General features: G+C 70.9%; 18 protein-coding genes. 2 read left to right on the top strand and 16 right to left on the bottom strand.

All coding sequences use genetic code 11. From position 1 onward, the window contains the following. Nucleotides 1-11: 11 nt before the first annotated feature. The 13 genes from Plo01_RS06010 to rpmE form a co-directional block, all read right to left on the bottom strand. Nucleotides 12-821 (bottom strand): F0F1 ATP synthase subunit delta, encoded by an 810-nt coding sequence (locus Plo01_RS06010; RefSeq protein WP_203889497.1) that lies wholly within the window; start codon nt 819-821, stop codon nt 12-14. Between the two features lie 85 nt (nt 822-906). Next, on the bottom strand, nt 907-1,446 hold the full coding sequence (locus tag Plo01_RS06005; protein ID WP_203889496.1) for a F0F1 ATP synthase subunit B: 540 nt from the start codon (nt 1,444-1,446) through the stop codon (nt 907-909). Nucleotides 1,447-1,481: 35 nt separating this feature from the next. After that, entirely contained in the window at nt 1,482-1,712 is a 231-nt protein-coding gene (gene atpE, locus Plo01_RS06000; RefSeq protein ID WP_203889495.1) for an ATP synthase F0 subunit C, read from the bottom strand. 73 nt (nt 1,713-1,785) lie between these two features. Next, nucleotides 1,786-2,574, bottom strand: a complete 789-nt coding sequence (atpB, locus tag Plo01_RS05995; RefSeq protein WP_203889494.1) for a F0F1 ATP synthase subunit A — start codon at nt 2,572-2,574, stop codon at nt 1,786-1,788. Nucleotides 2,575-2,878: 304 nt separating this feature from the next. Further along, on the bottom strand, nt 2,879-3,307 hold the full coding sequence (locus Plo01_RS05990; RefSeq protein WP_203889493.1) for a Cg1360 family ATP-synthase-associated protein: 429 nt from the start codon (nt 3,305-3,307) through the stop codon (nt 2,879-2,881). 152 nt (nt 3,308-3,459) lie between these two features. Continuing rightward, nucleotides 3,460-4,977, bottom strand: a complete 1,518-nt coding sequence (locus tag Plo01_RS40865; RefSeq protein WP_275415365.1) for an MraY family glycosyltransferase — start codon at nt 4,975-4,977, stop codon at nt 3,460-3,462. A gap of 57 nt (nt 4,978-5,034) precedes the next feature. Then, on the bottom strand, nt 5,035-6,318 hold the full coding sequence (gene glyA, locus Plo01_RS05980) for a serine hydroxymethyltransferase (protein ID WP_203889492.1): 1,284 nt from the start codon (nt 6,316-6,318) through the stop codon (nt 5,035-5,037). 99 nt (nt 6,319-6,417) lie between these two features. Continuing rightward, on the bottom strand, nt 6,418-6,804 hold the full coding sequence (locus Plo01_RS05975; protein ID WP_203889491.1) for a hypothetical protein: 387 nt from the start codon (nt 6,802-6,804) through the stop codon (nt 6,418-6,420). Nucleotides 6,805-6,815: 11 nt separating this feature from the next. After that, the gene (locus Plo01_RS05970) at nt 6,816-8,165 is read right to left on the bottom strand and encodes a hypothetical protein (protein WP_203889490.1); all 1,350 of its coding nucleotides are present in this window, start codon (nt 8,163-8,165) and stop codon (nt 6,816-6,818) included. A gap of 151 nt (nt 8,166-8,316) precedes the next feature. Next, entirely contained in the window at nt 8,317-8,982 is a 666-nt protein-coding gene (locus tag Plo01_RS05965; RefSeq protein WP_203889489.1) for an L-threonylcarbamoyladenylate synthase, read from the bottom strand. Between the two features lie 36 nt (nt 8,983-9,018). Next, nucleotides 9,019-9,873: a peptide chain release factor N(5)-glutamine methyltransferase gene (prmC, locus tag Plo01_RS05960; RefSeq protein ID WP_203889488.1), complete on the bottom strand. Its 855-nt coding sequence runs from the start codon at nt 9,871-9,873 to the stop codon at nt 9,019-9,021. Nucleotides 9,874-9,895: 22 nt separating this feature from the next. Then, nucleotides 9,896-10,948 carry a peptide chain release factor 1 gene (gene prfA, locus Plo01_RS05955; RefSeq protein ID WP_203889487.1) on the bottom strand — a complete coding sequence of 351 codons (1,053 nt, stop codon included), beginning with the start codon at nt 10,946-10,948 and terminating at the stop codon, nt 9,896-9,898. Nucleotides 10,949-11,062: 114 nt separating this feature from the next. Continuing rightward, complete coding sequence (gene rpmE, locus Plo01_RS05950; protein WP_203889486.1) at nt 11,063-11,281, bottom strand: 50S ribosomal protein L31; 219 nt, start codon at nt 11,279-11,281, stop codon at nt 11,063-11,065. 268 nt (nt 11,282-11,549) lie between these two features. Between rpmE and Plo01_RS05945 the strand changes: the two genes are divergently transcribed. Beyond that, nucleotides 11,550-12,668, top strand: coding sequence for a hypothetical protein (locus tag Plo01_RS05945; RefSeq protein ID WP_203889485.1), 1,119 nt, complete (start codon nt 11,550-11,552; stop codon nt 12,666-12,668). A 94-nt stretch (nt 12,669-12,762) separates the two neighbouring features. Here Plo01_RS05945 and rho read toward each other — a convergent pair whose 3' ends face one another. The 3 genes from rho to thrC all read right to left on the bottom strand — a co-directional run bounded on the left by rho (nt 12,763) and on the right by thrC (nt 17,354). Next, nucleotides 12,763-14,709: a transcription termination factor Rho gene (rho, locus tag Plo01_RS05940; RefSeq protein ID WP_203889484.1), complete on the bottom strand. Its 1,947-nt coding sequence runs from the start codon at nt 14,707-14,709 to the stop codon at nt 12,763-12,765. A gap of 464 nt (nt 14,710-15,173) precedes the next feature. After that, on the bottom strand, nt 15,174-16,172 hold the full coding sequence (locus Plo01_RS05935; protein ID WP_203889483.1) for a homoserine kinase: 999 nt from the start codon (nt 16,170-16,172) through the stop codon (nt 15,174-15,176). Nucleotides 16,173-16,295: 123 nt separating this feature from the next. Beyond that, nucleotides 16,296-17,354 (bottom strand): threonine synthase, encoded by a 1,059-nt coding sequence (thrC, locus tag Plo01_RS05930; protein WP_203889482.1) that lies wholly within the window; start codon nt 17,352-17,354, stop codon nt 16,296-16,298. Between the two features lie 271 nt (nt 17,355-17,625). Here thrC and Plo01_RS05925 point away from each other — a divergent pair. Next, a partial coding sequence (locus tag Plo01_RS05925) for a glycosyltransferase family 2 protein (RefSeq protein WP_203889481.1) occupies nt 17,626-19,190 on the top strand: 1,565 nt, incomplete at its 3' end.

Genomic DNA, 19,190 nt, shown 5'->3' with positions numbered 1-19,190 from the left:
TCCCTATTCGCCTAGCCGGCCAACCGGCGGCGGACTTCTTCGATTCGTCCCGCGACGGTGCTGTCGATGAGGTCGTCCCCGATGCGGACCGAGAACCCACCGATCACCCGCGGATCCACCTCGACGTTCAGGTGAACGTCGCGGCCGTACGAGGTGCGCAGCCACGCGGCCAGGCGCTGCTTCTGCTCCTCGGAGAAAGCGACGGCGCTGCGCACCACCGCGACGAGACGCTGCCGCTGGGCGGCGACCAGACTGCCGAACTGCTCCAGCCCACCGTCAAGGCTACGTCCTCGCGGGTGCACCACGAGCTGCGTGACCAGACGGAGCGTGGACGGGGCCGCCTTGCCGCCGAGCAGGGTGGTGAGCAGCTCCCGCTTGGCCTGCGCGGGCGCCGCCGGGTCGGCCAGCGTCCGGTGCAGGTCCAGGTTCCCGGCGACGATGCGCCCGAACCGGAACAGCTCGTCCTCGACGTCGTCGAGCTTGCCCTGCGCCTCGGCCTCGGCCGAGGCGGCGACCACGCCGAGGCGCTCCAGCGCGTCGGCCAGGTCGCCGGAGCGCGCCCACTTGACGGAGACGGCCGAGATGGCCGTCTCCAGGGCGGCGGTGCTGACCTTGCCCTCCAGGAGGATCCGGAGGGTCTGGGCCTTCTGCTCCGCCGGACGGGCGGCGTCGGACAGGCTCCTGCGGAGCCCGTGCTCACGGTCGAACAGGTCGGCGACCGCGAAAAGCTCGTCGGCCAGCGTGCCGAGGTCCGCGCTCCCCGCGACAGCGTTGAAACGCTCTTCGACCTCGGCCAGCGAAGCCCTGCTCAGACCTCTCATCGGTCGCTCACCGCTCCTCGTTCGCTGCGCGGCCCGCTCGTACCTCGCGAGCCACTCCGCTCACTGCGTCGGGTTCGCTCCAGCATCAGCGGACCGCCGCGCTGCTCGACTCGAGCTCCTCAAGGAACCGGTCGACGGTGCGGCGCTGACGCGCCTCGTCCTCGAGGGACTCACCGACGATGCGGCCTGCCAGGTCGGTCGACAGCCGGCCGATCTCGGCGCGGAGCTGGGCGAACGCCTGCTGACGGTCCGCCTCGATCTGGGCGTGCGCGGCCTCGATGAGACGGCGGGCCTCGGCCTGCGCCTCCTCGCGGAGCTCCGCCTTGATCTGGGCGCCCTGCTCGCGGGCCTCCTCACGCAGGCGCGAAGCCTCGTGACGAGCCTCGGCGAGCTGCTCCTTGTACTGGGCGAGCATCGCCTGGGCCTCTGCCTGGGCGTCCTGCGCCTTCTGGATGCCGCCCTCGATGGCGGCGGTGCGCTCTTCCAGAGTCTTCTGGATGCGCGGCACCAGCAGCTTGCCGACGAAGAACAGGACGAGCAGGAACGCGAAGCCACCGATGGCCATCTCGGCCGGATGCGGAAGCAGCGGGTTGCTCTCCGCTGCCGCTACCGCTGTCAGAATCATGGTGATGCCTTCCCGTCAGGGGCCGATCGTCTGTCTCAGGCCCGGAAGGCGAACGCGAGCGCGACACCGATCAGCGCGAGCGCCTCGGCGAAGACGAAGCCCAGGATCATGTTCTGGCGGATGAGGTTGTAGGCCTCGGGCTGGCGGGCGATGGCCTGCACGCCCTGACCGAAGATGATGCCGATGCCGACGCCGGGGCCGATGGCGGCCAGACCGTAGCCGATGGAACCGAGGTTGCCGGTGACCTCAGCGAGCACAGCGCTCATGCTTTCGTTTCCTTTTCTATCGACCGGTGGAGGGTGTCCACCGGAACCATCTGTCGTTTCGGGGCGGGAAGTCTCAGTGCGCGTGCTGGGCGTCGTTGATGAACATGGCGGTCAGCAGCGCGAACACGTAGGCCTGCAGGGCCTGGATGAACAGCTCGAAGGCGGTCAGGATGATCGTCATGATGACGCCGATCACACCGACCGGCGCGCCGAGCGGGGTGAGCTGGACGAACAGGAAGTGCCAGCCGACCTCGGAGAAGAGCGCGATGATCAGGTGCCCGGCCATCATCGTGGCGAAGAGCCGGACCGCGTGCGTGATGTGACGCAGGAAGAAGGTGGAGACGAGCTCGATCGGGGCGACGAGAACGTAGATCCACTTGGGAAGACCGGGCGGGAACATGACGTTCTTGAAGAAGCCGATCGGACCCTGGTGCTTGATGCCGAGGTACATCACCAGCAGCCACACACCGATCGCGAGGACGGCCGGGTAGCCGATCCGCGACATCACGGGGAACTGGATGAAGATGACGGAGCCGAACAGGTTCATGATCCACACGAAGAGGAACATGCTGAACAGCAGCGGCATCCAGCGGTCGCTGTCCTTGCCGAGGAACGGCCGGGCGACCTGCTCGCGGACGAACACGTAGGCGAGCTCGCCGATGTTCTGCATTCCCCGGGGAACCAGCTGCGGGCGGGAGAAGGCGCTGAAGGCGAACACGATGACCAGCAGCGCGGCGATCAGCGCGAACAGGGCCGGCTTGTTGAACCAAGCCTGACCCTCGACGAGTGCCGGCCAGTCGAACAGGCCGAGCCCCGGGGCTTGGAACTCCTCGGCAGCGAGAAGTGGCAGCGCGGCGCTCACTCGGCTTTCCCTTCGTCGTGGTGGGTCAGGACGTCTTCCACTGCCGTGCCGCCGGGCGGCCGTACATCGGGAAGAGCAAGTAGATGGGTGATGCGATCGACGGGAGGCCAGGGGCCGTGAGCCCAGCCTGGCACTCTCTCATGCGTATCGCGTAGGCGACGATAGCAGTCGCGGCCACGGCTAGTCATACCGGGCCAGCGTGACGGACCGGAGTCACCCGTCCGGGCGGTGACCAGGGGGCTCACCGTGCCCGTGCCCGCGGCGTGTCGGGCTCTCGAGAGGGGGAGGCGACCTGCGACGGAGGTCATCGCTTCTCCTCGTGGTGGCCCGGGACCTTGAACCCGGGCTCCACGTAGAGCATGCGCAGGCGCATGAACCCGCGGGCCTCGCCGATCGTCCAGGCGATGGTGCACGTGATGGCGGTCAGGGCGAAGGCCCTGGGGTGCCAGATGTCGACGTTCGCCAGGGACTCCAGGATCACGATGAGCGCGATGATCTTCGCGAAGAAGGTGCCCATCGCGGCGGCCATCATGACGGTGGGCGAGATGCGGGAGGCGTAGGCGACGGCGGCCACGCCGAGGGCGAAGAAGACCGTCACCGTGACCATGCCGAGGACGGCGCCCAGCGCGCCCCTTCCCCCTTCGAGGAAGACCGCGGCGACGACGGCGACCAACCCGGCCAGCACCGTCGGGATCGCGGCGGCCCTCAGGAGTCGGAGGTCGTTGGCCTGCATCGGCACTCCAGGTGACTGTTATCAAGCGAGCGATTGCTACCCAGCAGGCCTCGTACTGTTCAACGCCTGCTAGTGAAAGCTATCACAAGCTCTTGGAAGAGCGCCTTTACCTGCCGTTTCAAGTAAACGATCAAGAGGTTTCCGGAACGTGTTCAGCGCGGCGTCTCAGTGGGCGGAAAGCTCGTCCGGGGAGTGCTGAACGACAGGTCGGGGAGGACGGACAGCACCGCCGTGTCGTCGCCCGCCGCGGACGTCCCCGGGTGCGGCGGCCCCGGCGAGAACGGCGGAACGACCGGCGGGAGCGGGGACTCCATGGGGAGCGGGCGGGAAACCTGCGCGGCCGGGCCCTGCGGCGACGGCTGCGGGAAGACCGGGCGGGCGCCCTCCGGGGACGGCTGCGGGAAGACCGGGCGGGCGCCCTCCGGGGACGGGGCGCCGGCGGAGAACGGAGTCCCGGCGGGGAAGGAGGCTTCAGCGGGGAAAGGGCCGGCGTCCTGCCCCCGCTCGGATTCCTCCGCCTGACGCGCGTGACGTCCGGCGGCGTGCGCGCCCCCGCCGTTGCGACGCGAACGCAGGCGCGGCAGCGCCATGGCCACCAGCACGCCGACGGCCAGCAGCACGGTCAGCAGGAACAGGGCCAGCGGGACGCCCTCGTAGGACATCGCCACGACCGCGAAGGCGAACAGGAACGTCCAGGCGTACATGATCAGGACGCTGCGGCGGTGCGAGTGACCGATGTCCAGCAGGCGGTGGTGCAGGTGGCCGCGGTCGGGGGCGAACGGCGACAGGCCGTTGGAGGTGCGCCGGATCACCGCCATGATCAGGTCGAGCAGCGGCAGGACCAGGATCGCGACCGGGAGCAGCAGCGGCAGGATGACGGGGAAGGTGTTGATGCTGTTCGAGTCGAGCGGCGTGATCGTGATCATCGTGGAGGCGAGGACCAGGCCGATGAGCATCGCCCCGGTGTCGCCCATGAAGATCTTCGCCGGGTGGAAGTTGTGCGGCAGGAAGCCCAGGCACATGCCGATGAGGACCGCGGCGATCGTCGCCGTGGCGTTGATGCTGGTGTTGCCGAAGTCCGTGGACAGGAAGATGGCGTAGGTCCAGGTGGCCATGGCGGCGATGCCGACGATCCCGGCGGCCAGGCCGTCCAGCCCGTCGACGAAGTTGACCGCATTGATCATGACGACCACGATCAGGATCGTGATCAGCGCCCTCAGCATGGAGTCGAGGCTCTGGACGCCGCCCATGTCACTGGGCAGCGGGATCCACGGCAGGGTGACGTCGAAGGCCGCCAGCACGCCCGCCGCGCCGATCTGGCCGGCGAGCTTGATCAGGGCGTCCATGCCCCACCAGTCGTCCAGGAAGCCGGTCAGCGTGATCAGGCCGCCCGCCAGGATCAGCGCGGTGACGACCTTCCCCCCCGCCAGCTCCTTGGCCGCGAGCCCGCCGTCGCCCCCCACGTACGGCAGGTTCGCCGCCACCAGCAGGCCCGCCACCAGCCCGCCGTACATGGCCAGGCCGCCCAGGCGCGGGGTCGGCGTGGTGTGCACGTCCCGGTCGCGGACCTCGGGCATCGCGCCGATGCGGATGGCGAAGACGCGCACCAGCGGAACCAGCAGATAGGTCGCCGCCGCCGCCACGAGAGCCGTCAGTAGGTATTCGCGCACGGACCTAGTTTCGCGGATAGCGCGGCCAGCTGTGACCGGAAAACTGCACAGAGCACCTCATAATTCGCTGGGATATACGGGATGGATGCGCGTCAGCTCCATCACCCGCTGCCTGATCTCCCCCGCCGCGCCGGGCTCCCGCACGACCCGCGCGATCATCGTGGCGATCTCCTTCATCTCCTCCTGCCCCATGCCCTGGGTGGTCACGCTGGGGGTTCCCACCCTGATCCCGGAGGTCACCGTGGGCGGCTCCGGATCGTAGGGGATGGCGTTGCGGTTCAGCGTGATCCCGGCGGCGGCGCACCGCTGCTCGGCCACCGCGCCGGAGGTCCCGACGTCCCGCAGGTCGATCAGGACGAGATGACTGTCCGTGCCGCCGGAGACCGGCCGCAGGCCCTCGGTGGCCAGCGCGTCGGCCAGCGTCCGGGCGTTGTCCGCGACCCGGTGCGCGTAGCCGGCGAACTCCGGCCGGAGCGCCTCCCCGAAGGCCACCGCCTTGGCCGCCACCGCGTTCATGAGCGGGCCGCCCTGGACGAACGGGAACACCGCCCGATCGATCTTCGTCGCCAGTTCCGCCGTGCACATGATCCCGCCGCCCCGCGGGCCGCGCAGCGCCTTGTGCGTGGTGAAGGTCACCACGTCGGCGTACGGCACCGCGGACGGCAGCGCCCCTCCGGCCATCAGCCCGATGGTGTGCGCGACGTCGGCGAGCAGCCAGGCGCCCACTTCGTCGGCGATCCCCCGGAAGGCCGCGAAGTCGATCTCCCTCGGGTAGGCGGTGGCGCCGCAGACGATCATCTTGGGCCGGTGGCGCAGCGCCAGCTCCCTGACCTCGTCGTAGTCGATCAGCTCGGTGTCCCGGCGCACGCCGTACGCCACGACGTTGAACCAGCGGCCGGAGAAGTTGACCTTCGATCCGTGGGTGAGGTGCCCGCCGTGCGACAGCGCCATGGCGAGCACGGTGTCGCCCGGCTGGAGCAGCGCCGCGTAGGCGGCCAGGTTGGCCATGGCCCCCGAGTACGGCTGCACGTTGACGTGGTCGGCGCCGAACAGCTCGCGGGCCCGGTCGATCGCGAGCCGCTCGGCCCGGTCGACGACTTCGCATCCGCCGTAGTAACGCCGGCCGGGGTAGCCCTCGGCGTACTTGTTGGTGAGGGTCGAGCCGAGCGCGGCCAGCACCGCGGGCGAGGCGAAGTTCTCGCTCGCGATGAGCTGGAGCCCGTCGCGCAGCCGGTCGAGTTCGTCGAGGAGAACCTCGGCGGCCTCCGGATCCCGCCGGAGCAGAAGGCCGAAGTCGGGCCCGTAGTACGGCACGGGGCTCTCAGGGCTCCCAGGGCTCATCGCCTTACTCCGTTCGGCGGTCGGGCGGACGACTCCTCTCCACTGTAAGCCCGCGGGCCCTCGTCATCCCATGTCAGGGCGGGTCGTCCGGTCGCGTCGTCAGGAGAACGCGTGCGGCGCCCCGGCGTTGACCGGCACCCAGCGGGGCGTGTCGGCCGCCTGGTCGCTGATCGAGGTGAGGATCGCCTGCCGGTACTGGCCGAGCCGGGCCCGCCACTCCACCAGGTCCCGCACGTAGCGCTCCCCCACCGGGGCGTCCCAGACATCGCGGCTCTTGGCCATCTGGTAGGCCTTGTCCAGGGAGGTGGTCAGCGTCTCCATCAGGGGCAGCACCTGCCCCCACAGGGTGACCAGCCGCTGGTACTCTGGGTTGAACTCCCAGGTCACGGCGGCGCCCGGACCGAGCAGCGCGGAACCTGCGGAGTCCGGCGCGGGCGGGGTCTCCCCCGGCTGGAGCGGCTGCGGGGCGGGCGGGTCTGCGTACATCCGATGGCTCCTCACACCGACTCTGCGCTTGACGACCCGCCCGGAGGCGGGATGGGCCGGAGCGGGTCTCCCGGCTCCACATCGCCCGCCGGGCCGTCCGGCCTGATGTCCATGGGCGCCCAGGGGCCTTCGCCCCAGGTCTCCCCGTCGGGCACCCGCACGTCCGGCATGTCGAGCGGCTCGATCTCACGCACGTTGTCGACGAGGACCCTGAGCGCCTCCGGATCCGGCGGCCTCGCCGCCACCGAGACCACCTCGCTGCCGTCGTCCGCCCACGGCGCCGTGGACCCTCCCCGATCACCACCGCTCCCGGACCCGCCGGAGTCGCCCGTGCCGGGGTCTCCCGCCGTCGCCTGCGCGTCCGGCATGTCGAGCGGCTCGATCTCACGCACGTTGTCGACGAGAACCTTGAGCGCCTCCGGATCCGGCGGCCTCGCCGCCACCGAGACCACCTCGCTGCCGTCGTCCGCCCACGGCGCCGTGGACCCTCCCCGATCACCACCGCTCCCGGACCCCTCGGTGACTTCTCCTCGCGTCGCCTCGCCGCCGGTGCCCGGCGGCTGGATCGTCTGGCCCTCGGCGGGTTCGGCGGTGTCGAGGACGGGACCGTCGGGCTTGACCCCCGGGAGCGGCTCGCCCGGCTCGACCTGGCCGGGCCGCGTGTCCGCGGAGTCGGAGGCGCCCTCCACGGACGGCATGTCCATGGGCGGGACGTCCTGGATGTTCCGCAGCAGCGTCTCGACCTCTTCCGCGGTCGGCGGGTCGAGCGGGATCTGCAGCACCTTGACGCCGTCCACGACGACGACCTGGGGCTTGGGATCGCCGCTCTGGTCGACGTCGTCGGAGTGATCCTTCCCGGGCGTGTCCACGACTCCGTCGCCCCGGGATCCGTCCGGCGCGGCGCCGGAGTCCTTGCCCGGGCCGGGCGTGGAGTCGCCGGAGTCTCTCGGCTGCGGAGCCGGTGGCTCGTCGTGCGTCGGATCCGGCGGCGGCTCCTTGGGCTCGGGCTTCGGATCCGGCGTGGAGTCCTTGGGCTCGGGCTTCGGATCCGGCGTGGAGTCCTTGGGCTCGGGCTTCGGGGAGTCGTCCGCCGACTGGTCCGTGACCCTCGGTTCGCCGGACGTCCCCTTCTGGTCGTGCTTCTTCTCCAGGAGGGTGACGCGCCCGGAGACGTCCTTCACCATGGTGTCGCACGCCTCGGCGACCTGGACCGGGCGGTGGGCGGACTGGGAGGAGAGGCCGGCTCCGCTCATGAGCCGGGTGACGCGGCCCTCGACCGTCCGCATCTGCTCAGCGGCCTGCTTCACCTCGGCCAGGAGCTCGCGGACCAGCTCGGGGTCCATCCCGTCGAACTTTCCCATGAGCGTCTCCCGGGGGTGGCGGCCCATTTCACGCTACCGGGGAGACGGCCTCTCGTCACGGTGATAATCAGCCGGTATGGATCATCGGTCCGGGCGCTCACCGGTCGGACCGGCGCACGGCGAGCGCGTGCGCCGGTGTCCGGGCGGCGGGTCAGTCGCCGGAGGCCGGGTCGGCGTCCGTCGCCACGTAGCCGACCACGCCGCGCAGTTTCTCCACCGGGATGGCCCCCCGGCGCAGCAGCCGGGGCACGGCCGTGGTCAGGTCGATGATCGTGGACGGGACGTCGTCGGAGCAGGGTCCCCCGTCGAGGTAGACCGAGACCGAGTCGCCGAGCTGCTTCTCCGCGTCGGCGGCCGTGGTCGCGGGAGGCTCCCCGGAGCGGTTGGCGCTGGAGACGGCCATCGGCCCGGTCTCCTTGAGCAGGTCGAGCGCCACGGCGTGCAGCGGCATGCGCAGCGCGACGGTGCCCTTGGTGTCGCCCAGGTCCCAGGAGAGCGAGCGGTTCGCCCGGCAGATCAGGGTGAGCGGGCCGGGCCAGAAGGCGTCGATGAGGTCCTGGCCGTACGGCCCCAGGTTCTCCACCAGGGCGTTGGCCGCCCGCACGGTGCCGACCAGGACGGGCACCGGCATGTCCCGGCCGCGCCCCTTGGCCTCCAGGAGGCGGACGACGGCCGACTGGGTGAAGGCGTCACCGCCGATGCCGTAGACGGTGTCGGTCGGGAGGACCACCAGCTCGCCCTGGCGCACGGCCGAGGCGGCGTCGGTCAGCCCCGCGGCCCTCTGCTCCGCGTCGGCGCAGTCATATCGTCGGCTCACGGAACATCATCATATTCCGTCCGCCGTTCCCGATCGCTATTCCTGGCCGAAACGGGCGGTGACGAACCGGTCTCTGCGGGTGAGGTCCTGGCGGCTGCGCACGTCGCGCCAGCCGTTCTCCTCGGAGAAGATCAGGTAGACCGGGGTGCCCTGCTGGTCGGCGTGCTCCACGGCGACGAAGCCGCCGGGCCGCAGCAGCCGCCTGGCGGTCCGCTCCACCGCCCTGACCTCGTCGAGGCCGTCCTCACCCGAGCCGTACAGGGCGCGGTACGGGTCGTAGTCGCGCACCTCGGGGTCGCGCGGGATCGCGCCCGGCGGGATGTAGGGCGGGTTGGAGATGACCAGGTCCACCTGGCCGTCGAGCTCGGGCAGGGCGTCGGCGAGGTCCTCGGGGTGCAGGTGCACCCGGCCCTGGCCGTGCTCCAGGATGTTGCGCTTGGCCCACCGGTAGGCGTCCGGATCGACCTCGACGGCGTGCACCGTGGCCAGGGCGACCTCCTGGGCGATGGACAGCGCGATCGCGCCGGAGCCGGTGCCGAGGTCCACGACCACGGGGGCGGCGACGTCCATCTCCCGCAGCCGCTCGATGGCCCATCCCGCCACCACCTCGGTCTCCGGGCGCGGGACGAACACGCCGGGGCCGACCTCCAGCGACAGGTAGCGGAAGTAGGCCCGCCCGGTGATGTGCTGGAGCGGCTCGCGGGCCTCGCGCCGGGCGATGCCCTCCCAGAACAGCGCGTCGAAGTCCGCGTCGGTCACGGTGTGCAGCTCGCTGCGCCGCACGCCGTGCACGTAGGCGGCGATCTCCTCGGCGTCGGTGCGCGGCGACGGCACACCGGCCTCGGCGAGCCGGGCGGTGGCGAGGGCGATCTCGTCCAGCAGAAGGGTCATGGGCGCGTTCTGTGCGTGGGCCTTAGGAGTGGGCCGCGAGCTTCTCCGCCATCTCGGCGTCGAGCAGGGACTGGATGACGGCCGACAGGTCGCCGTCCAGCACCTGGTCGAGGTTGTAGGCCTTGAAACCGGTGCGGTGGTCGGAGATGCGGTTCTCGGGGAAGTTGTAGGTGCGGATGCGCTCGGAGCGGTCGACCGTGCGGATCTGGGACTTGCGCTCGGCCATCGCCGCGGCGTTGGCCTCCTCCTCGGCGAGGGCCTGCAGGCGCGCCCGCAGGATGCGCATGGCCGACTCCTTGTTCTGCAGCTGGCTCTTCTCGTTCTGGCAGGAGACGACCACCCCGGTCGGCAGGTGCGTGATGCGCACGGCCGAGTCGGTGGTGTTGACGCTCTGGCCGCCGGGGCCGCTGGACCGGTAGACGTCGATGCGCAGGTCGTTCGGGTCGATCTGGACGTCGACCTCCTCCGCCTCAGGGTAGACCAGCACGCCCGCCGCGCTGGTGTGGATGCGGCCCTGCGACTCGGTGACCGGCACGCGCTGCACGCGGTGCACGCCGCCTTCGAACTTGAGCCTCGACCAGACGCCGTCGTCGCCCCTGGCCTTCAGCGCGACCGTGACGTCTTTGTAGCCGCCCAGGTCGGAGTGGGTCATGTCGATGATCTCGGTCTTCCAGCCGATCCGCTCGGCGTAGCGGAGGTACATCCGCAGGAGGTCGCCGGCGAACAGAGCCGACTCCTCGCCGCCCTCGCCCGCCTTGATCTCCATGATGATGTCCTTGTCATCGTTGGGATCACGCGGGATGAGCAGGTGGCGGAGCCTGTCCTCCAGCTCGGGGACGCGGGCCTCCAGTTCCTTGGCCTCCTCGGCGAACGCCTCGTCCTCCGGGGCCAGCTCCCGGGCGGTGGCCAGGTCGTTCTGGACGCCTTCGAGCTCCCGGTAGGTGGTGATGATCGGGGTCAGCTCGGCGTAGCGGCGGCCGAATGTGCGCGCCTGCGTCGGGTTGGCGTGCACGGCGGGATCGGCGAGCTTGAGTTCCAGCTCGGCGTACTCACTGAGCAGCTCGTCGAGGTTCACCGCACGTCCTTCTTCCTTGGAGAGCCCTTTTACACCTGCCCCATCACCACGAACGCCGACCCGGGCGGGTCCCCCGCGGACGAGGGACGCGCCGAGCCGGCGTCGGGACGAGGGCTACTTGCCCGCGGGCTTCTTGCCGAAGCGCTTCTCGAAGCGCGCCACGCGGCCACCGGTGTCCAGGATCTTCTGCTTGCCCGTGTAGAACGGGTGGCAGGCGGAGCACACGTCGGCGTGGATCGAGCCACCCTTGGCGGTGCTGCGGGTGGTGAAGGAGTTACCGCAGGTGCAGGTCACCTGAGTGGTGGCGTACTCCGGGTGAATGTCGGGCTTCATGGCTTTCGTCCTCTCCAGTGCGCGGTCGCCGGGTCGCCACTTGTGTCTCGCCGAGAGCGGCTTGCGCGCTGAAGCACACCAGGTGCGCGCGGGCGGGAACCGGAACCGCTGCGGTTCGGTAACCAGTGTGCCAGATGCTGCAACCACTCCGGCCCGTGAGGCATTCCCCGGCACCTGATCGGTTCCGATGGACGCATCACTTCCGCCCCGTTAGGCTCCTATGCCCGAACTGTAACTTTTCTCAATCTTTACGTAAGTAAGGGGATTAATGACGGGGAAGGGAATGCGGTTGCTCCTGGCGACCGCCACGGGGGCTGCCGTCCTCGCAGGAGGCACGGTCACCATCCTCACGCCGGCCGCGTCCGCAGCCGCGGCCTGCACGCTCAACGACGCCGACGTCACGGCACTGACCGTGGACGACGCCTACATCCCGATCAAGGATGACGCCACGGTCACCTTCGAGGCGACCATCAAGGACCCGTACAAGCTGGTCAACGGCACCGGGGACGACGCCGGCAAGAAGTTCCTCGAGAAGAACGTCACCCTCCTCGAAGCGGACTTCCAGAGGACCGGCGAGACCGGTTGGACCGCCGCCACGGTCGGGCAGGTCCCGGCGCCCCCCACCGGCGCCCAGACTTCCGCTCCGGCGAGCGTCAAGATCAAGGGCAGCTTCAAAATCAAGAAGGGCGACAAGGACGGCAAGTGGCTCGTCCGCCTGACGGTCAAGCGGGGCGGCTCCGGCAATGACAGCTGCAGAGAAGTCACGGTCGACCCGCAGGTCAAGTTCGTCTACGCCGGGGTGACCGACCCTGTCGTCCTCAGATCGGGCGGGGACACCAAGGTCAAGATCCGCGCCAGCATCGTCGGCGCCTCCTCGGTCAAGGGCAGGCTCTACAGCGACGACGAGAGCGACTCGGTCGACCTGGCCCTGACCAAGGGCGACGGCGGCTCCTGGACGGCCGAGACCTCCTTCGACACCTCCTACGCCACCGGAACCTGGACGCTGGAGCTGCAGGCCTCACGCGGCGGCCAGACCCTGAAGATCGAGGAAGCCGACACCTTCACCGTCCGGAGGGGCGCCGGCAAGAAGGTGAAGTCCAAGGTCTCCTTCGACGTCTCCGCCAACAAGGTCAGGCGGGGCAAGTCCGTCCGCCTGTTCGGCAAGGCCTACCGCGGCTACTCCCCCTACGCCGGGAAGACCGTCGGGCTGTACTACAAGAAGAGGGGCGGCGGCTGGACGTTCGCCTACTACGTCAAGGCGAGCGGCACCGGCAGGTTCAGCAAGACGATCAAGCCGAGGTTCGACGCCCACTGGCGGGCCGTCGTCGGCGGGACCGGCAAGACCTACGGTTCCAAGTCCGGCCACGAGTACGTCGACGTCCGCTAGCGGGCGGCGCAGACGAACGAAACGCCCGGTGGCCGAGGCCACCGGGCGTTTCCCGTTTCCCGTGCGGGACGGCTTTCCCGCGGGGGACGACGGATCAGTCGCGGTCGGAGTTGACCGTCGTCTTCTGCACCTGGAGCAGGAACTCCGCGTTGGACTTGGTCTCCTTCATCTTCTCCAGGAGGAGCTCGAGAGCCTGCTGCATGTCCAGGGCGTGCAGCACGCGCCGCAGCTTCCAGACGATCTGCAGCTCGTCCTTCGACATGAGGATCTCCTCCTTGCGGGTGCCGGACGCGTCGACGTCCACCGCGGGGAAGATCCGCTTGTCGGCGAGGGAGCGGTTGAGCTTGAGCTCGGCGTTGCCGGTGCCCTTGAACTCCTCGAAGATGACCTCGTCCATCTTGGAGCCGGTCTCCACCAGCGCCGTGGCGAGGATCGTCAGCGAGCCGCCGTTCTCGATGTTGCGGGCGGCGCCGAAGAAGCGCTTGGGCGGGTAGAGCGCCGTGGAGTCGACACCGCCCGACAGGATCCGGCCGGAGGCCGGGGCGGCCAGGTTGTAGGCGCGGCCCAGACGGGTGATCGAGTCGAGCAGCACGACGACGTCGTGGCCCAGCTCCACCAGGCGCTTGGCCCGCTCGATGGCGAGCTCGGCGACCGTGGTGTGGTCCTCGGCGGGACGGTCGAAGGTCGAGTGGATGACCTCGCCCTTCACCGACCGCTGCATGTCGGTGACCTCTTCCGGACGCTCGTCGACGAGGACGACCATCAGGTGGCACTCGGGGTTGTTGCGGGTGATCGCGTTGGCGATCGCCTGGAGCACCATCGTCTTGCCCGCCTTGGGCGGGGAGACGATGAGGCCGCGCTGGCCCTTGCCGATCGGGGCGACCAGGTCGATGATCCGGGTCGTCAGGATGTTCGGCTCGGTCTCCAGGCGCAGGCGCTCCTGCGGGTAGAGCGGCGTGAGCTTGTTGAAGTCGGGCCGCTGGCGGGCCTGCTCCGGGTCCATGCCGTTGACCGTGTCGAGGCGGACGAGCGCGTTGAACTTCTCGCGGCGCTCGCCTTCGCGCGGCTGGCGGACGGCGCCGGTGACGACGTCGCCCTTGCGCAGGCCGTGCCGGCGGATCTGGGCCAGCGACACGTAGACGTCGTTGGCGCCGGGCAGGTAGCCGCTGGTCCGGACGAACGCGTAGTTGTCCAGGATGTCCAGGATGCCGGCGATCGGGATCAGGACGTCGTCCTCGCCGACCACGGGCTCGTTGCTGTCGAAGCGGTCACGGCCGCGGCGGTTGCGCTCCCGGAACCGGCCGCGGCGGCCGCGGCGGTCGTCGTCCTCCCCGCCGGCTCCGTGCTGGTCGGCGCGGCTCTGCGCGCCACCGCGGTTCTGGTCGCCGCGCTCGGCGCGGTCGCCGCGCTCGGCACGGTCGCCGCGCTCGGGACGCTCACCGCGCTCGGCACGGTCGCCGCGCTCGGGACGCTCACCGCGCTCGGCGCGGCCCTGGCCCGCGTCGGCGGCGCGCTGGTCGGTGCGGGCCTCGCCGCGCTCACCGCGCTCGCGGCGCTCACCGCGGCCGCGGCGCTCACGGCGGCTCTCACCCCGCTCGGAACGGCCCTCGGCCTGACCGGCCTCGGCCGGCTGCTCCACCACGGGAGCGGCGGCGGCCACCGGCTCAGGCGTGACGGCCTGCTCGGGCGCGGGCTCGGCGGGGGCGGTGGGGGCCGCGGCCCGGGAACGTTCCCGGCGGCTGCGGGCGGGGCGCTCGGGGGCCGGTTCGGCGGCGGCCGGAGCCTCCTGGACCGCGGCGGGCGCCGGGGCGCTCTCCGCGGAGACGCCCTGCTTCTCCTGGATGGCCGCGATCAGCTGGCTCTTGCGCATCCGCCCGGTCCCGCTGATGCCAAGGCTGCTCGCCATGGCCTGCAGCTCGGGCAGCACCATGGCGGACAGACCAGTGCCGGAGCGACGACGCTTCACGGCGCGGGTGGGGGTGTCGCCGGCCGCCGGCTGGGTGCCGTTGGCGTCGGAGAGGAGTTCGGTGGTGTCGCTCACTAATGGGTCCTTCCCAGGGGTCGGGCGTGGCCACGATCGGCCAATCGTCCCGGTGGTGCGATCGACCCGGTGGGACAGACCGGGCCGGGTTGCACGTCACGATCCTCGACGGCCCGTGGGAGCCGCCGCCGCTGTCGGAAGGGCGCATCCACGCCGTCACCATCGAGGCTCATCGACGGTGGGGCTTGGAGGACACCCCCCGGATCGCTACCGGCAACCAGATGTCGAGATGGTTCGAACGCGCATGTCCCCTGAAACGCCGTCTCTGACAGCCCCAACCGAATGTGGGCCATTCGGAGGCGACGGATTCGGGGAAACCACTGTGGCGCTCACGCCTCACGGAGCGAGACGTGGTACGACGATGTGTGGCTGACAAGCACGCACCCGAAACGGGGGCACCTGGTGCGGCTATCAGCCTAACATCACCAGCGCACACAGCTATTCCCTGAAGGTCGTAAGAGGCATCAGCGTGTCTCGGGAGAAACGACGCACGCACCGTGGGTTTCGACATCCAGTGGCTGGATGTGCCAGTCAGTACCCACTTCCGGTGCGATCAAATCCTGCGTATCCGCTGCCGGAAACGCAAGAACCGTGGGACCCGCCCCGGAGACGACCGCCGGAACGCCCGCTCCGCGCAGGCGCTTGACCAGCTCGGCCGTCTGCGGCATGGCGGGGGCGCGGTAGTCCTGGTGCAACCGGTCCTGCGTCGCGGCCAGCAGCAGTTCCCGCTCCGGCCGGCCGGTCAGCGCCGCGATCAGCAGCGCCGCCCGCCCGGCGTTCGCCGAGGCGTCCGCGTGCGGAACCCGCTCGGGGAGCAGTCCCCTGGCGACCTCCGTGGACAGGCGGTGCCGGGGGACGAGCGCCACCGGCCTGACGTCCGCGTGGGGAACCAGCTTCACCATACGCGGGACGCCGGGCTGTTCCATCCACGCGATCGTCAGCCCTCCGGCCAGGCAGGGCGCGACGTTGTCGGGGTGCCCCTCGATCTCGGTGGCGAGGGCGAAGGCGTCGTCGTCGGTGAAGCCCGCGGGCTCCGCCGGATTCCCCTCGTAGCTGAACGCTGAGCCGTCCGGGCGGAGTCGTGGCTGCGCGGCGTACGGCGCCGCCGCCAGCGCGCGGGCCGCGACGATCCCGGCGCAGATCGCGGCCGAGGACGAACCGAGACCGCGCGAGTGCGGGATGCGGTTGCGGCAGCGCAGCCGGATCCCCCGGGGCTGCGGCAGGCCCATCCGGTCGAAGGTCTTGCGCATCGTCGCGACGATGAGATGGCCCTCCCCGAGATCGAGCTCGCCCGCGCCCTCACCCTCCACGAGAACCTCCGCGGCCGTCGCGTCCGAGGACGGTTCGAAGAGGGTCGCCTCGACCTCGTCGTAGAAGGCGAGGGCCAGGCCGAGCGTGTCGAACCCGGGGCCGAGGTTGGCCGAGGTCGCCGGGACCCGGACGACCACCGTGCTGTCGGTCATTTGTCTCCTTGTCACCCGCCGTACGGCGGCGCCGGGAACACCGCGCCCGGCAGGGGAGAACGCCGCCGTTCCGGGAAGGGAGACGGCGGCGCGCCCGCCGGGCGGGACGACGCGCCGGACGGATCAGACGAGGTCGAGGGCGGTGGCGGCGGCGTGGGCGTCGATCGAGATCGTCAGGGGGGTGGGGGCGCCGGAGATGGCCCAGTCGGGGTCCTTGAGGCCGTTGCCCGTCACCGTGCAGACGATGCGCTGGCCGGGGTCGACCAGGCCCTGCTCGTGAGCCTGGAGGAGACCGGCCACGCTGGCCGCCGAGGCCAGCTCGACGAACACGCCCTCCTCCTGCGCCAGCAGCTTGTAGGCGGCGGCGATCTGCCGGTCGGTCACCGACTGGATGACGCCGCCGGACTCGTCGCGCGCGGCCTCGGCCAGCTGCCAGGAGGCCGGGTTGCCGATGCGGATCGCGGTGGCGATCGTGTGGGGGTGGGTCACCGGGGCGCCGTTGACGATCGGCGCGGCGCCGCTCGCCTGGAAGCCGAACATCCTGGGCGTCCTGGTGGCGACGCCGTCCCCGGCGTACTCGGTGTAGCCCATCCAGTAGGCCGAGATGTTGCCGGCGTTCCCGACCGGGATGCAGTGGATGTCGGGCGCGTCGCCGAGGGCGTCCACGATCTCGAAGGCGGCGGTCTTCTGGCCCTGCAGCCGGAACGGGTTGACCGAGTTGACCAGCGCGATCGGGTAGTTCTCCGAGAGCTCCCTGGTCATCTCCAGGCAGTCGTCGAAGGAGCCCTCGACCTGGAGCAGCTTCGCGCCGTGGACGAGCGCCTGGGCCAGCTTGCCCATCGCGATCTTCCCTCGGGGCACGAGCACGGCGCAGGTCAGGCCCGCGCGGACCGCGTAGGCGGCGGCCGAGGCGCTGGTGTTGCCGGTGGAGGCGCAGATGACGGCCTTGGCGCCCTCCTCGACGGCCTTGCTGATGGCCATCGTCATGCCGCGGTCCTTGAAACTGCCCGTCGGGTTCAGCCCCTCGACCTTCAGGTAGACCTCGCAGCCGGTCAGCGCCGAGACGCGGTGCGCCGGAACGAGCGGCGTGCCGCCCTCCAGCAGCGTGACGACGGGCGTCGCCGTGGTCACCGGAAGCCGGTCACGATACTCCTCGATGAGGCCACGCCACGCCCTGGTCATGATTGCTCCTCCCGCGCGAGGCTCCGCCGTGCGCGTTCTACCTGCGATGTTGGGCAAAGAGTCTACGGGCAACGACCTCTCCGGCGGGATGCGGCGTCCACCAGATGGACACCTCGCGCGTCTTACACACGGGAAACACGACGTCGGCCGGGGCCGGAACGCGATGCCGGCCGTGGCGGGAAGGCGACGCCGGCCGCACAGCTAACGTTCAGCAACTGCGAATATGGTCAAGGGCTTGACGAGTGACGACGCGAATGAGGGGCGCGACATTATGACGGGCGGAGCAGCGAGCGATCTGCCCCCGATCCGGCACAACGACTACTCGCCACTGCGCCCCCCGGCACTCGGCGAGTGGGCCCCCTCCCTCTCCGTGAGCGTGGTCATCCCGGCCCACGGCGGACAGCACCGGCTCGACCTGACCCTCGCCGCCCTGGCCGCGCAGACGTACCCGGATCACCTCATGGAGGTGATCGTGGTGGACGACGGCAGCGACCCGCCGCTACGCCTGCCGGAGATCGCCCCGCGGGGCACCCGGATCGTCACCACGGATCCCGGCGGATGGGGCATCGCGCACGCGGTCAACACCGGGGCGGCCCTGGCCGGCGGCGACATCCTGCAGCGTCTGGACGCCGACATGATCACCTCGCGCGAGCACATCGAGGCGCTGGCCCGCTGGCACCACCTGGCCGGCTGCCTGGTGACCATCGGGGCCAAGAGGTTCGTCGAGGAGCCCGCGCTGACGTCCGTCCAGGTGTACGAGGCCGTGCACGCGGGCTCGCTGGAGTCCGTCGTCAACCTGTCCTCGGCGCTGGCCAGTTCCACCGAGCAGACCATCGCCCGCACCAACGGGCTGCGCACCAGCCGCAATCCCTACCACGTGTGCACCGGGCCCACGGTGGCGATGCGGCGGGAGACGTTCCACGCCGTGGGCGGGGTCGATCCGCACGTGCTGCGGGGCGAGGACACCGAGTTCGCCTACCGGCTGGCCCAGCACGGCGTGGTCTTCATCCCCGACATGGCGGCCAGGGCGGCCCACCTCGGCCTCCCCGCGCAGCGCCGGGACCGGCAGCGCGCCCTGCGGGTGGTCGCCCCGTACCTGGCCCACCGGGTGCCGCTCCGCAGGGACCTGCGCAAGGAGCGGGGACGCCGCTGGCTGGTGCCGTACGTCGAGGTGGTCCTGCACGTGGGCGACGCCACCCAGGAGCAGGTGCGCCGGGCGGTGAACGCGGCGCTGGAGGGGACGGTGACCGACGTGCGGGTCACGCTGGTCGCGCCGTGGTCGGCGCTGCCCTCGGGGCGCCGCCCGGTGCTCCGCGACCCCGCGTTCGAGATGCGCGTCATGCGCGAGCACTTCGCCCACGACGAGCGGATACGGCTGGCGGACGAGGTCGCGCCGAGTCCGGCGCCGATCCCGTTCCGCTACACGGGCCCGGTCTCGGTCCCGCTGGAGCGCGAGTCGCTGGAGCGGATGATCGCCACGCTCCAGGAGGGCAGGTGCGGGCTCTTGACCGTCGGCCTCCCCGGCGAGGGCACGGCCACGCTGGCGCGCACCGAGGCGCTGGGCCGGGCCCTCCTGCTCGGCGCGGACGACGCCGCCGCCTCGATCGGGGCCACTCACGGCGTACGGCACGGCGACCCCCGGGAGTTCTGGCCGTCCTGGCGCGCGGCGCGGCCGGCCCCCCGGCCCGGTCCGCCGGAGAGCGCCCCGCGCCCGGACGTCTCGGCGGCGGAGACCGGCGAGCCCTCGGGGACGGAGGCGGGCAGGGCCTCGGGGACGGAGGCGGGCAGGGCCTCGGGGACGGAGGCGGGCAGGGCCTCGGGGACGGAGGCGGGCAG

The sequence above is a fragment of the Planobispora longispora genome (assembly GCF_016863135.1).
GTDB classification, from domain to species: domain Bacteria; phylum Actinomycetota; class Actinomycetes; order Streptosporangiales; family Streptosporangiaceae; genus Planobispora; species Planobispora longispora.
This window is presented reverse-complemented; position numbering and strand designations above follow the sequence as displayed.